The following is a 13,919-nucleotide window of genomic DNA, read 5'->3' as shown; positions in this document are numbered from 1 at the left end:
TCGCGCTGAAGCAGATGACGGCGAGCACTTGGGGTCGGCCTCCTTGTCCGTTCAGCGGGCTTCTGGCGAGTTGGGGGGTGGGCGTGTGCCGCGTCCGCCGATGCCGCCCGGCACCAGCACGAGCAGGGCCCCAGCGCCGACGACGGCAAAGACCGCGCCATAGAGAAAAACCGCGGCATGGCCCACATGGTCCCAGAGCAGCCCGGCGACGATGCTGGCCACCAGTTCGAGCAGGCCCACGGTGGCGCTGTACCAGCCGATGCCGCTGGCACGAAGCTGCTCGGGCACGAAGTCCGAGGCGAATGCCTTGCCGACCGCGCGGAACATGCCTTGATAAAGCCCGTAGAAGACGAAGAGCAGTGCGATCAGCTGGATGCTGCCGGCAAGCGCGAAGCCGACGTAGGCCACCAGGAAGACCCCGAACGACAGCAGCAGCACGCCCTTGCGCCCGAAGCGGTCCGACAGGAAGCCCGCCGGATACGAGATCAGCGCCGCCACCAGATTGAAGCCCGCGTAGATGAGGGTGGTGGTCACCAGCGAGGCACCGATCTCCTGGGTCCGCAGGATCAGGAACGCGTTGCTCGAATTGCCGATGCCGAACAGCGCCGTCGCCAGCAGGTAGGCCCAATAGGCCTTGGGAAACTGCTTCAGCCCGACGTCGATCCGGGCCTTGGCCGCGACCGCCGTGGCCGGGCGCTCGCGCACCAGCAGCACCATCAGGAAGGCGAGCAGCCCCGGCACGAATGCGATGTAGAAGATCCAGCGGATCTCGACCGCCAGCGCGCTCATCAGCAGCACCGCAAGCAAAGGTCCGACGAAGGCTCCCAGGTTGTCGCCGAAGCCCTCGAGCCCGAAAGCCTTGCCGCGGTGCGCCTCGGAAACGGAAGACGCGAGCAGCGCGTCGCGCGGCGCCGAGCGAAAGCCGGCCCCGATCCGGTCGAAGAACCGCGCGCCCAGCACCGTTGGCCAGCTCGCCGCGAGGCCGATCACCGGCTTGGCGAGCGCCGCCAACAGATAGCCGGCGAGCGCGATCGGCTTGCGCCGCTGCTGCCTGTCCGACAGCCAGCCGGAAAACCCCTGGACGATGTTCTGTGAGGCCTGCGCAATGCCGTCGACGAGCCCCACGACGCTGCCGCTCGCATGCAGCGTCTGCGTCAGGAAGACGGGCAGGATCGGGTAGAGCATCTCGGTCGAGATGTCGGCAAAAAGGCTCGCCAGCGCCAGAAGCACCGTGTTCCTGGACAGCCAGGCGAATTTCCTCGGCGGTGTTGCAACTTCTTCAGCCATCGCTGCCCTGCTTTGGCTTCAACGATAGGCGATGGGGCCGCAAGTGCAAGCCGACGAAGCCGCCTCGGTCCGCCGGACGGGCGGATTCGGCTTCGTGTCCTACAACGGCGGCCGGCGGCGAGCAGGCAACGCGGCGGCTCAGCGCACGACGTAGCCCACGAAGCGCCAGACCTTGTCCTCGTCCTGCCGCAGCGAGACGAGCTCGCGCTGCGTCTTGCCCTCGGCGAAGGTGGTCACGAAATCGATGTTGATGTAGGCGCCGGCCGGCAGCTTGTCGCCGGCACCGACGAACTGGCGCGAGAGGCCGAGCCAGGTGCGCGAGGCCACGGCGCCGAGCGCCGCGCGGCTTCGCTGCAGGCTTGTGACGAAGGCTTCGCGCGTCACCACCCTCTTGGCCGCCGGCGAAGCACCGTCCCACAGCACCGCGGCCTGGTTGCGGTCCACGGCCTGCGCGATCTGCACGCCGGCCGCCTGCAGGGCGTTGAGGTCCAGCTGTTCCTGGGCGGGCTGGGCCGACGCCAGCGCGAGCCAGCCCGAGAAAGCCGCGGCCGCGACGATGCGAGAAATGGGTTTCATGGTGTCCCTGTGCCCTGGTGGTGAATGCAAAAAATGAAACCGGTGCCGCGGCGCGCGCGTTCTTCCCGCCGCTCAGTCCTTGCGCCGCACGGCGCCTGGCGGAACGCCGTAGCGGGCGCGAAAGCGCCTGGAAAAATGAGCGGGGGAGCTGAAGCCGCAGCGCGCCGAAATCTCGATGACGGTCGCGGTACCGTGCGGTCCGCCGCGCAGCATGGCGTGGGCGCGTTGGAGCCTGCGCGCCATCAGTTCGGCGCCAAAGCTCGTTCCGTCCCGCGCCAGGCGTGAGTGCAAGGTGCGCACCGAAATCCCCATCTGTTGCGCGACGCTGGCCGGGCACAGAGCCGGGTCGGCGTACTGCTGGTCGATGATCTGCTGCACCCTGCGCCGAAGAAAACACCTGTGCTTCGTGGCAATCAGCGACTCGTCGCCGGTGCCCTGCAGCACGGCTTGCAACGTGCCCACGAGCAGGTCCGCCACATGGCTCGCTTCGTCGGGCTCCAGATCATGGGGCCATGCGCTGAGCGTGCGCATCTGGCCGGCCAGCAGCTGGAGCGAGGCCCGGTGCGGAAGATGCTGCGCAATCAGACCCTCCACTGCCGGCGCATGGCTGCCCAGCGCCGTGTAGGGCACGGCCAGGGCGAGCATGCTGACCGGATCCGGATGGTCGAGCCGGTAGTTGCGGCGACCGTCGATCAGGAACGGTTCGCCCGGCCTTGCGATGATCTCGCGGCCCTGCTGCGATGCCTGCACCTGCCCAGACAGGTACAGGTCCACGAACACGAAGGGCATCTCGCTGCGCGACAGGTCGAGGTCGGTGCATTCGACGTTGTGGCTGGTTGCCACCTCTACCTGATTGAGTATCAGGTTGTCCAGGCTGCGGGTCGTCAGCGTGGCATCGAAAGTCTCGGCCTTGGGAATGTGCGGCGTGATCGGCGTCAGCGCCTCCTGGCTCGCCGCGCGCCAGAACTCGGCGCGCTGGGGCGCGGCAATATGGGAAGTGGACCAGCGGTTGTACATCGGCGTTCAGCCTGTCGCGCATGCCACGTGCTCAGACCAGGAAACGCTGCGCCAGCAGAGCCCAGTAGGCTGCGCCGATCGGCAGGTTGCGGTCGTTGAAGTCGTAGCCGGGGTTGTGCACCATGCAGGCGCCGTGGCCATCGTTGATGCCGTCGGCCGTGCCGTCGCCATTGCCGATCAGCACATAGCTGCCCGGAACCTGCTCCAGCATGAAGGCGAAATCCTCGCTGCCGGTGAGCGGCCGCGCCTGCGGCTCGACACGGTCCGCGCCCACCAGTTCCAGGGCCACCTTGCGCGCAAACTCCGTTTCCGCGGACGTATTGACCAGCACCGGATAGCTGCGCCGGTAGTCAACGCGCGCCGTCACGCCGAAGCTCTGCGCCTGCCCCTGCGCAAGTTCGGTGATGCGGCGCTCCAGGGTGTCGCGCACGCCGCGGTCGAGCGACCGCACGCTGAGCTCGAGCGTGGCGCTCTGCGGAATCACGTTGTTGGCCATGCCGGCATTGAATGCGCCGACCGTGATCACGGCCATGTGCAGCGGATCGATGTTTCGCGCCACGATGCTTTGCAGCCCCATGACAATGGCCGATCCGGCCACCACGGGGTCCGCCGCGCGGTGCGGCATCGCGCCGTGGCCGCCCGTGCCTTCGAGCGTGATCGTCACGTGGTCCGACGAGGCCATGGCCGCGCCCTCGCGCAGCAGCAGCTTGCCTTGCGGGTGGCCGGGCATGTTGTGCATGGCAAAGACCGCGTCGCACGGGTACTTGGCGAACAGCCCGTCTTCGATCATTCTTTTGGCGCCGCCCTGGCCTTCTCCGCCCTGGCCTTCTTCTGCGGGCTGAAAGATCAGGTTGAGGGTGCCGTCGAACTGCCCCTGCGTGGCAAGGTGGTGCGCCGCCGCGAGCAGCATGGCCGTGTGGCCGTCGTGGCCGCAGGCGTGCATCACGCCGTGGCGGGTGCTGGCGTGCGCCAGGCCCGTGGTCTCGACGATCGGCAGCGCATCCATGTCGGCGCGCAGGCCCAGACGCTTGCCGCCCGTGCCGCGCCGGAGCTGGCCCACCACGCCGGTGCCACCGAGGCCGCGCTCCACGGCATAGCCCCAGCGGGCGAGGCGCTCGGCCACCAGATCGCTGGTGCGAAATTCCTCGAAACCGAGTTCGGGATGGCGATGGATGTCGCGCCGCATGGCGACGAATTCATCGGCGTGGGCCTGCAGGGCCTCCAATATGGCGCTCATGGATCGGCTCTTCCTGCCTACTGGGGCTGCAGGTTGATGGCCTTGGCGATCGCGCGGAAGCGCGCCGTCTCGGCCGCATAGGCCTTGTTGGCCTCCGAAAGGCTCATCGGCTGGGCCAGCAGCATGTTCTGCGCTTCGAGCTGGGTGCGCACGGCCGGCTCGGACAGCACCGCGCCCAACGCCTTGTTCAACTGCTGCACCACCTCGTCGGGGGTGTTCTTCCGGACGAAGTAGCCGGTCCAGGTCGAGAAGTTGAAGCCCTTGAGGAACTGGCCTTCGTTGACCGTTGGAATGTTCTTGAGCGCAGGCAGCTCGGTGCGCGTTGCGTTGATGCTGGCGATGATCTTGATGCGCCCCTGCTCGGCCAGCGCGATCTGCTGCAGGGACACCGGCAGCATGACGAAGTCGAGCTGGCCGCCTCCAAGGTCCTGCAGCAGCGGTGCGCCGCCCTTGTAGGGCACGTGGACCATGGTGGCGCCAAGGGTCTGCGCCATGTGCTCGCCCAGCACGTGGTAGAGCGAGCCGACGCCCACGCTGCCATAGGTCAGCGGCCGGGTCTTGGAGACGCTGCGCGCGAGCGTGGCCAGCTCGTCGGCCGTGTTGGCGGGAAGGTCCTTGCGGGCCAGGATCACCATCGGTGCCACGCCGATCATCTGCACCAGGCGGAACTCCTCGCTCTTGAACCGGACCGCAGCGTTGGCCAGCGGCGAAAGAATGAGCTCGTTGGGCGAGCCCTGGAACAGGTAGTAGCCGTCGGCCGGCGCCCCCGCCACTTTCTGCGCGGCGATGGCGCCGCTCACGCCGCCCAGATTTTCGACCGGCACCGGCTGGCCCAGCTGCTTCGAAAGCGGGTTGTTCACGAGGCGCGCGATGGTGTCGGAGAGGCCGCCTGCCGGGTAGGGCACCATCATCACGACCGGCTTCGAGGGGAAGGGATCCGCTGCCATGGCGGAGCCCGCCAACAGCAACAGGCCGGCCAGCAGGATTCCGGCTTTCTTCAGCAATTCAGATGGGTTCACGGAGGCTTCTTGTGGAACAGTGGGTGGGGGCGAATGGCTGGGCGCAAATGTAGGAATGCGCCTACTATTTGTCTAATGCATAATTTTTCTTGATATAAGAAAAAAGACTCATGCAAGGGAGCCGAGGCAATGAACCTCAGACAGCTGGAACACTTGCTCGCCGTTGCCGAAACCGGCTCGTTCAGCCGCGCCGCCGAGCAACTGCACCTGACGCAGTCGGCGCTGAGCCGCAGCATCCGCATGCTCGAAGACGATCTGGACGCGCGCCTGATCGACCGCATGGGCAAGCGCAACGAGCTCACGCCCTTGGGCGAGGCCGTGGCCACGCGCGCCAGGCGCCTGGTCTTCGAGGCTGCGGAACTGCGCCGCAACGCGGAGCTGCTCAAGAAGGGCAACACCGGCGAGATCCGCGTCGGTCTGGGTTCGGGCCCGGGCGCCATGCTCATGACGCCGTTCCTGATTCACATCGCGCAGCAGCACCCCGAGGTCCGCGTGCACGTCGCGCGCGGCTCCATCGAAGTGCAGCTGCTTCAGTTGCGCCAGCGCACGCTCGACGCATTGGTGATCGACACGCGCGGCCTGGTGCCCGCGCCCGATCTGCGCATCGAGCGCGTGAGCGAGATGCGGGCGGGCTTTGTCTGCAGGCGCGGCCACCCGCTGCTGGCGGCGGCGAAGAAGAAAAAAGGCGTATCGTTCGACGACGTGCTCCGCTACCCGCTGGCCTCGACGCCGCTGGTCGAGGAAGTGACGCAGATCCTCATTCAGCATTTCGGCCCGCGGGCCAATCCGCAGCAGGCCGTGAGCCTGCGCTGCGAAGAGATCGCGAGCCTGATCGAAACGGTCCGGGTGTCGGACGCGATTTTTCTTGGCATCGTGACGGCGGCGCGCAGCGGCCTCGAGACCGGCGAGCTGGTCGAGCTGGTGACGACGCCACCGCTGCTGAGCGGCACGCGCTTTGCCATCGTGACCTTGGTCGGCCGCACCGAGGCGCCGTCGATGGCCTTGTTTCGCGAGTTCGTGGCTGAACGCTTGCACGATTGAGGCGCTTTCTTCTTACTGGCCGGCGCAGCTTGCCGGCTGCCAATGGAACGACTGCGCCTTGTGCCTGCTGTCGAAGATCACCTTGTACTGGCAGGTGATGAACGCAGGGGCCGGTCCGGTGCGCAGGTTGAAGACGTAGTCCCACTCGCGCACATCCACCAGGACGTCGCTGAAATGCGGCTTGCCAAGCAGGTCAAGGAGCTGGTCCTTGCTCATGTGATGGTGCCGTTGCTGTTGGTGTAATCCGCCACGCTGACGCCGGACGCCCCCGCAAGCACCAGCCCCATCACCGCCACCATGGCTCTGCCGCCACTCGATCTCTTGCCCCGCGCCTTGGTGGCTTCAGAGGCGGCCACCCAGGCGCCGAGCGATTTATTCCAGATTGAGCGATATGACTTGTTCATGAGAAGAGGACTTGAACGGCGGCCACTGGTGTGTGGCAAACCGAGATGAAAGACTGGGGAGAGGGCTCTCGCGGACGATGCCGATCACTACGCTGAGCGGCTGGCGAGATCCGATCTAGAAAATCGGAAGTGGCAAGCGCGATTGCGTGACAAACGCTTCGAACGAGCGGATATCGCCACTCTCCAGAACGGCGGCACTTGCCGGCGCCTTCCTGTTCGCGGTTGCTGTAGTCATAGTCATGAAACCCCCTGTCGATCTCGTTGTTTGCTGGCGCAAGAAAACCGAGGTTCCACGCCGGCGTGTGACAGACGCGGTGGCGAGGCCTCGCGGATCGAGATGAAGGCAGGGAGCGGCGCGAACTGCGCCAAGAAAAGGGAAAAAACGGTTATGCGCGACGAAACGAATTTCCGAAACACTCACCGGCCGGCTTTGCCAGCCCTCCCTGCATAAACACGAATCCTGTAATGAGCGTATTCAGATGTGTGGAGCATTCATAGGCAGCAGCAGCCTGACAGCGCAACCACCATGACCACCAGCGCAAGCATGTCAGCCGATTAGTGCGAAATGGTTCTCAACAGCGGAACTTTCATCGAACACGCACCTTTAGTCATGGTCGCTGCGCTGTCGGGCAATCGACACTTGTGAGTGGCCTGTGTGCATGGCTAGTCTTCTTATCTGATCTTCCGGACTGGAGTTTCAGCTTGGGCCGCTCTTGCTTCGCGAGCAGGACTTGCACACGTTGTGAAGCGCTCTTGCCGACATGAAACCGCATTCTGGCCATGGGCCACGAGGACCGAATTGCACGATCTCTCCCGCTTGCACACACTCAAGAGCCGGCAGAAGGTGATGCAGGCTGCGACGATCCTCCGGATGTATCGCAAGGACCCGAAGGCCAACGACTTCCTTCAGCACGAGGCGGAGCGTGTGCTGCGCAAGGTGATCTATCACATGCGCCAGGCCGTCATCATCGGGCGGATGGCCGCAAAGGACAGTGCGCAGTTCCGTCTGCCGAAGCGCCGTCTGAAATGAGCACCTGCTTTATTTACAAACGCCACACGATTGCACTAGCCATCATTCGCCCCGCACTGCCAGTCATCTTCTAGTCGCCGCGCAGCCGGTTCGTGCGTTTGTACCTTTGCTACCTTGTTTTTGTTGAATAGCCTTTGTGTCCCATCCTTAATAGTTAGAGCAAACCGCTCTAAGTGAAATCGTGAACAAGCCAGTGAGAGTAGAGCAGCGATGACGACACAAGCTGTCCAACCTTTGTCGGTCGCGCTCCTTGGCACCACGAACGACCGCCTCACCGCCCTGCACGACGAGCTGGTTCTGTTGGGATACGAACCCAGTCTGTTCACCAACACTGCCGATTTCCTGATTGCGTTCTGCATGGGGCAGCGATTCCATCTGCTGCTTCTGACTCTGCATGACCAGCCACAGCACAAGGGCCTGCCCGAGGTATGCAGGAGATTTCGCATTCCAACGCTCTTGGTCGTGGAAGAGGAGCAATGGAAACTTCTCTCGCCCCAGGCTTCGGAAGCCTCCTCATGGGACGACATCATGGACTTCAATGTCCTGCAGACGAGAGTCCAGGAGCTGGAATGGCGCATTCAAGCGCTCCTGAAAAAGCAGGATGCCCCAGGCCAGATAGGCCGGCTGGAAGGCGAGATGACCTGGGAAGACTACAAGTTCTGCCCTGAATCGATCTCTGTTGAATACCGCGGCCGCAAGATCCATCTCACACAACTCGAATGGACCTTTGCGTTGGAATTGTTCCGGAACGTCGGCCGAGTGCTCACGCGCGAGTGGCTGCTGACGAGGGTCTGGAAAAGCAAGCCCCGGCTCGGCACGCGAACGGTGGACGTTTGCGCAACCAAAGTGCGAAAGAAGCTCGACTTGCGTGAAGAGAACGGATTCGTGCTGCGCGGCATCTACCGCCGGGGCTACCAGCTCGCCTACGTTTCAGGCGACGCCAGGGCCGCGAAGTTGGCGCAGTGAGGATCGGGCTATCCTACGCCCGCCCTCATCATGGAAAGCGGGCCGTCCCACCTTCGCAGAGAGAAAGATTTCACCCATGTTCCGTACCCTGCTCAAGTCCAAGATCCACCGCGTTGCGGTCACCGACTGCGAACTGCACTACGAAGGCTCCTGTGCCATCGACGAAGACCTGCTCGATGCCGCCAACCTGGCCGAGAACGAGCAGGTCCATATCTGGAACATCAACAACGGCGAGCGCTTCGTCACCTATGCGATCCGCGGCGAGCGGGGCACCGGCATCATCTCGGTCAACGGCTCGGCCGCACGCCGGGCCTCGGTGGGCGACCTGATCATCATCGCGGCCTTCGGCCTGGTGCCCGAAGACCAGGTGGCGGGCCACAAGCCCAGGCTGGTGTTCGTGGACGGCGCCAACCGCATCAAGGAAGAACGCGCGCACATTCCGGTGCAGGCGGCTTCGGGCGAGGCCATCGCGGTCTAGCGCGGACGCGTTCCAGGGGACGAGGTGCGCGCGCAGGTCGCGGTGAGGCGGCGCCAGCCTCCTGCCGGGACCTGGCTATCCCGCCGCCACGATCACATGCGCCTGGATCTTGCCGGCCACCGGTCCTTCGCCATGGCGGCTGGCGATCGCCTCGGCCGCGCGGTCGGTCGCGCGCTGAAGCAGGCTGGCGTCGCGCGCCTCGATCTCGTTGCGCAGCGGCGTTCCCTGGCAGTAGGCCATGGCCACCTCGCGGGCCGAGGGCGAGCGGCTCAGCTTCTCGCGGGTCTGGATCTCGATGTCTGTGAACCCTGCGCGGCTCAGATCCCCGCGGATCAGCGCGACGTCGTGATAGCCATGCGGCGTGCGGGCGAGGAACCGCGGAGGGTCGTGCGGAAACACCGTGGCAACGGCGGCGGTGACCTCGTCGGCGAAGGCGTTTTCCTCGATGCGGTCCCAGACATTGAAGACGAACCGCCCGCCCGGCTTCAGCACTCGGCGCGCCTCGGCGTAACCGGCGCTCCGGTCGGGGAAGAACATCGCACCGAACTGGCAGCAGACGACATCGAACGATGCATTTTCGAACGGCAGATGAAGCGCGTCGGCCTGCCGCCATTCGATGCGGCTGTCGGGGCCCTGCCGGCTCGCGGCGTAGTCGAGCATGGGTTGGTTGAGGTCGGTCACGACGTAGCGCGCGCCGGCGCCGAGTTTGGGCGCCAACGCCCGCGTGACCACGCCGCTGCCGGCCGCAGTTTCGAGCACCGCGCCGGGCGAGGAGGCGGCGGCAAGCTCCGCCATGTCGGCGGCATAGGCCTCGAAGATCAGCGGGACCATCAGCGTGTCGTAGAACTTCGGGATCGAGCCCGCGAACACCTTGTCGCTCTCAGCAGCCATGAGATCTCTCCTTGAAAGCCCTGAACGGCGCCTTGGACCGTTCCGGGCAAGCCAATCTCCCTGGTGCATCCGCCGACTGCGGCATGAGCAGCGACACACCATGGTGGACGCGCGCAGGCCCCCCGTCAACCTCGGGCTGCCTTGCCGGTCAGAATGCGGGCGGGACCCGCCGTGGGGCGCTGATGTCGATCCACCTGTCAGGTCTTCATGCGTGCTTTCCGATCTCTTCTTTTCGACTCACCGAGGAACCGTCGGCCGAGCCGCAGGCTTGCCAAATTTTGCCAACCGAGATAGGCTTGCGCCATGAGCACGATGAACGTATCCCTGCCAGAGGCCATGAAATCGTTCGTAGACGAGCAAGTCTCCGAACGCGGCTATGGCACGAGCAGCGAGTATGTGCGCGAACTCATCCGCAAGGACCAGCAGAGACTGCAGCTGCGCAGTCTGCTGCTTCAAGGAGGCCGCTCGGCTCCCGCCGCCGGGGCAGACAAGGCCTACTTCGATGGCCTGCGCGAAAGGGTGCGCAACGCAAGCAAGAAGGCCGGCAAGGCCGGCGCCAAGAGGTGAAGGCGAAGACGGTCGTCCCGCGAGAGCAGGCCAACCAGGACGTCGACGAGGCCGTCGCCCATTACCTGAGTGAAGATGCGGCAAGTGCCGCACTCGACTTCATCGACGAACTCGAAAAGGCCTACAGCCACATCGGTCGGAATCCGGGCACGGGCTCTGCGAGCTACGCGCATGAGCTCGGTCTGCCAGGGCTTCGTTTCTGGCCGTTGACTCGATTTCCCCACCTGGTCTTCTACTTCGAACAGCCTGACTGCATCGACGTCTGGCGCGTCCTCCACGGCCAGCGCGATATTCCCGCGTGGATGCGCGCTTCCGAGATCGGCTCCTGACCGGGTCCGGCTGCGCCCCGGGCGCAGCCTCCGGGAAGGCGCATCATTGCGGCCGCAACCCGCACGAAGGACAAGTACATGCCGTCTTCCACCGACTACGAAGCGATGTTCGAGTTTGCGCCGATGTCGCTCTGGCTCGAGGACTACAGCGGACTGCGCGAGCTGTTCGGCGCCTGGCGCAGCGCCGGCGTGGTGGATCTGGTGGAGCACCTGAATGCCGAGCCGCAGCGCGTGCGCGATTGCATGGCGCAACTGAAGGTGCTGAGCGTCAACCAGAGCACGCTCACCCTCTTCGGTGCGTCGAACCAGGCCGAGCTGCTGTCGCGGCTGGGCAGCATCTTCCGGGACGACATGACCGCACCCGTCATCTACGAGCTCGACCAGCTCTGGCGCGGCAAGCTCTGCTTCGACAACCAGACGGTCAACTATGCGCTGGACGGCCGCCGGCTCGACGTGCACGTGCGCGTGCAGGTGCTGCCCGGGCACGAGGCGCTGTGGGACCGCGTGCTGGTGTCGCTGGACGACATCACCGAGCGCGTGCGGGCCGAGCGGCTGCGCCTGGAGAGCGAGCGCTATGCGCGCGAGCTGTTCGAGCGTTCGCCGGTGTCGCTCTGGGTGGAAGACTTCAGCGGCGTCAAGACCCTGCTCGACGACATCCGCAAGCGCGGCATCACCGACTTCACGACCTTCATCAAGGTGCACCCGGAGTTCATCACGCGCTGCATGCGCGAGATCCGCGTGATCGACGTCAACCAGGAAACCCTGCGCATGTTCGGCGCGGCCGACAAGAGCGAGCTGCTGGACAACCTCTCGGGCATCTTCCGCGACGAGATGCACGACTCTTTCGCCGAGCAGCTGCTGGACCTGTGGAACGGCAAGATGCTGCAGCAGCGGGAGGTGGTCAATTACGCGCTCACGGGCGACCTGGTGAACATCCACATGCAGTTCGCCGTGCTCGAGGACCGGCTCGCCACCTGGGACCTGGTGCTGGTGTCGCTGATCGACATCACGGCCCGGAAGAAGGCCGAGGCGTACCTCGAATACCTGGGCAAGCACGACGTGCTGACGCAGCTGCGCAACCGCGCCTTCTTCTCGGAAGAGCTGAACCGGCTGTCGCGCAAGGGGCCGTGGCCGGTGTCGGTGCTGGTGATCGACATGAACGGCCTGAAGCCCGTCAACGACGAGGACGGGCACGCCGCCGGCGATGCGCTGCTGCGGCGCGTGGGCGAGGTGCTTAGCAAGGCGGTCGACGAGCCCGGCTGGCCCGCGCGCATCGGCGGCGACGAGTTTGCCGTGGTGCTGCCGAAAACGGACGAACGCGGGGCCGAGGCGATCCGCGACCGCATCGCTTCGATGCTCGAACTGAACAACCAGTTCTACGCGGGACCAAGCGGCCGTGTGCTGAACCTCGCGATCGGCCTGGCGACCTGCGACGCCGGCGACCAGCTCGATGCGGCCCTGCAGCGCGCGGACCGTGCGATGTACGAGGAGAAGGCCCGCCACTACCGCGAGACCGGCGCCGAGCGCCGCCGCGACTAGAGCGCAGCGGCGGCGGCAATGCCGGCTTTCACTCCGCGTCGAGCCGGTCCCGCCGCATGGCGCGCCAGAGCGCGAGGTCGTAGCCGATCTTGAGCAGCCCGCAGGCGATGAGCGGCAGCGAGATCCATCCGGCCGCGAACAGCGCGCCGCTGATCGTCGGGCTGATGGCCGCGGCCAGGCTGCGCGGCACGGCAGTGAAGCTCGCCGCGGCGCTGCGTTCGGGCGGCGTCACGACCGCCATCACGTAGGCCGTGCGCGTGGGCACGTCCATCGACGACAGCGCGCTGCGAACCATCAGCAGGCCAAGCGCGATCGGCAGACTGGGTGCCAACGCGGCCAGCACCAGGCAGACATTGGCGGGCAGGTGCGTGAAGACCATGGTGTTGAGCAGGCCGATGCGCCGGGCCACCACGGGAGCGGCAAGCTGCGACGCCGCGCCGAGCAGGCCGGTCCAGAAGAAGAACACGCCGGCCTGGGTCAGCGAGAAGCCGAAGCGCTCCAGCAGCCACAGCGACATCAGCGCGTTGACCATCAGACCGCCGGCAAAGGCATCGACACTGAAGAGCGCCGCCAACCGCACCACGACGCGGCGCGAGGGCCCGAGAGGCGCCGATGCCACGGGCGCGCTGCCCGCGTCGTGGGTGCCGGCGTGGTCGGGCAGGCTCCGGTAGAGCCAGAAGACGGCGAGCCCGATCGCGGCGTAGACCGCGAACATGCCGCGCAGCGCGTCGGGCCGCGCGAAGTGGCTGTGCCGAACCAGCCAGTCCGGCACGGCGGCCGCCAGTGCACCCATGGCCGCGCACAAGGCGCCCAGGAGGCTGTAGCGCGCAAACAGCGACGTGCGGGCATGGCCTTGCGCCGCCGCCGCAAGGCGCGCGTGTTCGAGCGGAAGAAACACGCTGACGTCGCCTGAACTCGGATTGAGCGTGCCGACCAGCGCGACCACCAGCAGCGGCCAGAACGAGGACAGGCCCGCAAAGCCCAGCCCGGTGGCGGCCATCAGCAAGGCGGCGCCGCGCAGCAGCCGCCCGCCCGCGAAGCGGTATCCCCACGCGCCCACCGCGAGCGTGGCAAGCGCCGAGCCCAGCATGGTCGCCGTGCTGACGATGCCGACTTCCAGCGTACCCAGCCCGATCGACAGCAGGTAGGCCGGCAGCAGCACCGCCATGTAGCCGTCGCCGAAGGCGCGCAGCCCCCGGGCAGCGAGCAGGGGCAGTGCATCGGCGCTGACGCCTGCGGGCAGCAGGCGCGCAAGTCCCGTGCGCGGCGAAGGCGATGGTGATGGCGCCGCGCTCATGGACGGGACTCCACGGCGTGTGCGGGCGGTGTCGGTGTATCAGGCAGGGCGGTGTCCACGGATGGCTCCATCACGGGTTGCCAGCGCTTGGACGGGACACCGTCTGGTTGTGCAGGCCGGGAGGCTGTTTTCCCGGCGAGGGCATGCTAGCAGAGCCCATCGCGGTACGTAGTTCCCCTCAGCTTCTCGTCAGATTGCGATCAGCTCGGCGCAAGACCATTCGACCGTCCGGAGTTCCATC

Annotated in this window: 16 protein-coding genes; 7 read left to right on the top strand and 9 right to left on the bottom strand. The window is 65.9% G+C overall.

Annotated elements, in window-relative coordinates:
- Positions 1-51 precede the first annotated feature (51 nt).
- The 5 genes from QFZ47_RS01825 to QFZ47_RS01805 all read right to left on the bottom strand — a co-directional run bounded on the left by QFZ47_RS01825 (position 52) and on the right by QFZ47_RS01805 (position 5,136).
- Positions 52-1,287, bottom strand: coding sequence for an MFS transporter (locus QFZ47_RS01825; RefSeq protein ID WP_307653995.1), 1,236 nt, complete (start codon positions 1,285-1,287; stop codon positions 52-54).
- A 138-nt stretch (positions 1,288-1,425) separates the two neighbouring features.
- Positions 1,426-1,863 carry a DUF4019 domain-containing protein gene (locus tag QFZ47_RS01820; RefSeq protein WP_307653994.1) on the bottom strand — a complete coding sequence of 146 codons (438 nt, stop codon included), beginning with the start codon at positions 1,861-1,863 and terminating at the stop codon, positions 1,426-1,428.
- Positions 1,864-1,935: 72 nt separating this feature from the next.
- On the bottom strand, positions 1,936-2,880 hold the full coding sequence (locus QFZ47_RS01815; protein WP_307653993.1) for an AraC family transcriptional regulator: 945 nt from the start codon (positions 2,878-2,880) through the stop codon (positions 1,936-1,938).
- A 31-nt stretch (positions 2,881-2,911) separates the two neighbouring features.
- On the bottom strand, positions 2,912-4,117 hold the full coding sequence (locus tag QFZ47_RS01810) for a M20 aminoacylase family protein (protein WP_307653992.1): 1,206 nt from the start codon (positions 4,115-4,117) through the stop codon (positions 2,912-2,914).
- Between the two features lie 17 nt (positions 4,118-4,134).
- Positions 4,135-5,136 carry a tripartite tricarboxylate transporter substrate binding protein gene (locus QFZ47_RS01805; RefSeq protein WP_307653991.1) on the bottom strand — a complete coding sequence of 334 codons (1,002 nt, stop codon included), beginning with the start codon at positions 5,134-5,136 and terminating at the stop codon, positions 4,135-4,137.
- A 129-nt stretch (positions 5,137-5,265) separates the two neighbouring features.
- Here QFZ47_RS01805 and QFZ47_RS01800 point away from each other — a divergent pair, with 129 nt between their 5' ends.
- Entirely contained in the window at positions 5,266-6,177 is a 912-nt protein-coding gene (locus QFZ47_RS01800) for a LysR family transcriptional regulator (RefSeq protein ID WP_307653990.1), read from the top strand.
- A gap of 12 nt (positions 6,178-6,189) precedes the next feature.
- On the opposite strand, the gene QFZ47_RS01795 is transcribed toward QFZ47_RS01800, so the two are convergent.
- Complete coding sequence (locus QFZ47_RS01795) at positions 6,190-6,393, bottom strand: outer membrane protein assembly factor BamE (protein WP_307653989.1); 204 nt, start codon at positions 6,391-6,393, stop codon at positions 6,190-6,192.
- Entirely contained in the window at positions 6,390-6,581 is a 192-nt protein-coding gene (locus QFZ47_RS01790; protein WP_307653988.1) for an ESPR domain-containing protein, read from the bottom strand. Before QFZ47_RS01790 ends, QFZ47_RS01795 begins: the two co-directional genes overlap by 4 nt.
- Before the next feature lie 799 nt (positions 6,582-7,380).
- Between QFZ47_RS01790 and QFZ47_RS01785 the strand changes: the two genes are divergently transcribed.
- From QFZ47_RS01785 to panD, 3 genes are all read left to right on the top strand, one after another.
- Positions 7,381-7,611 (top strand): hypothetical protein, encoded by a 231-nt coding sequence (locus QFZ47_RS01785; RefSeq protein WP_307653987.1) that lies wholly within the window; start codon positions 7,381-7,383, stop codon positions 7,609-7,611.
- A 210-nt stretch (positions 7,612-7,821) separates the two neighbouring features.
- On the top strand, positions 7,822-8,577 hold the full coding sequence (locus QFZ47_RS01780) for a winged helix-turn-helix domain-containing protein (protein ID WP_307653986.1): 756 nt from the start codon (positions 7,822-7,824) through the stop codon (positions 8,575-8,577).
- 76 nt (positions 8,578-8,653) lie between these two features.
- The gene (gene panD / locus QFZ47_RS01775) at positions 8,654-9,055 is read left to right on the top strand and encodes an aspartate 1-decarboxylase (protein ID WP_307653985.1); all 402 of its coding nucleotides are present in this window, start codon (positions 8,654-8,656) and stop codon (positions 9,053-9,055) included.
- 75 nt (positions 9,056-9,130) lie between these two features.
- Here the strand turns inward: panD and QFZ47_RS01770 are convergent, their stop codons facing one another.
- Positions 9,131-9,946 carry a class I SAM-dependent methyltransferase gene (locus QFZ47_RS01770; protein WP_307653984.1) on the bottom strand — a complete coding sequence of 272 codons (816 nt, stop codon included), beginning with the start codon at positions 9,944-9,946 and terminating at the stop codon, positions 9,131-9,133.
- A gap of 303 nt (positions 9,947-10,249) precedes the next feature.
- Between QFZ47_RS01770 and QFZ47_RS01765 the strand changes: the two genes are divergently transcribed.
- The 3 genes from QFZ47_RS01765 (at position 10,250) to QFZ47_RS01755 (ending at position 12,381) form a co-directional block, all read left to right on the top strand.
- Complete coding sequence (locus QFZ47_RS01765; RefSeq protein ID WP_307653983.1) at positions 10,250-10,513, top strand: type II toxin-antitoxin system ParD family antitoxin; 264 nt, start codon at positions 10,250-10,252, stop codon at positions 10,511-10,513.
- Positions 10,510-10,842, top strand: a complete 333-nt coding sequence (locus QFZ47_RS01760; protein ID WP_307653982.1) for a type II toxin-antitoxin system RelE/ParE family toxin — start codon at positions 10,510-10,512, stop codon at positions 10,840-10,842. Before QFZ47_RS01765 ends, QFZ47_RS01760 begins: the two co-directional genes overlap by 4 nt.
- A gap of 78 nt (positions 10,843-10,920) precedes the next feature.
- Positions 10,921-12,381, top strand: a complete 1,461-nt coding sequence (locus QFZ47_RS01755; RefSeq protein ID WP_307653981.1) for a sensor domain-containing diguanylate cyclase — start codon at positions 10,921-10,923, stop codon at positions 12,379-12,381.
- Positions 12,382-12,409: 28 nt separating this feature from the next.
- On the opposite strand, the gene QFZ47_RS01750 is transcribed toward QFZ47_RS01755, so the two are convergent.
- Positions 12,410-13,678 carry an MFS transporter gene (locus QFZ47_RS01750; protein ID WP_307653980.1) on the bottom strand — a complete coding sequence of 423 codons (1,269 nt, stop codon included), beginning with the start codon at positions 13,676-13,678 and terminating at the stop codon, positions 12,410-12,412.
- Positions 13,679-13,919 lie beyond the last annotated feature (241 nt).

It is taken from the genome of Variovorax paradoxus (assembly GCF_030815975.1).
Lineage (GTDB): Bacteria > Pseudomonadota > Gammaproteobacteria > Burkholderiales > Burkholderiaceae_C > Variovorax > Variovorax paradoxus_N.
The sequence above is the reverse complement of the archived record's forward strand: the minus strand, read 5'-3'. Positions and strand labels throughout refer to the sequence as shown.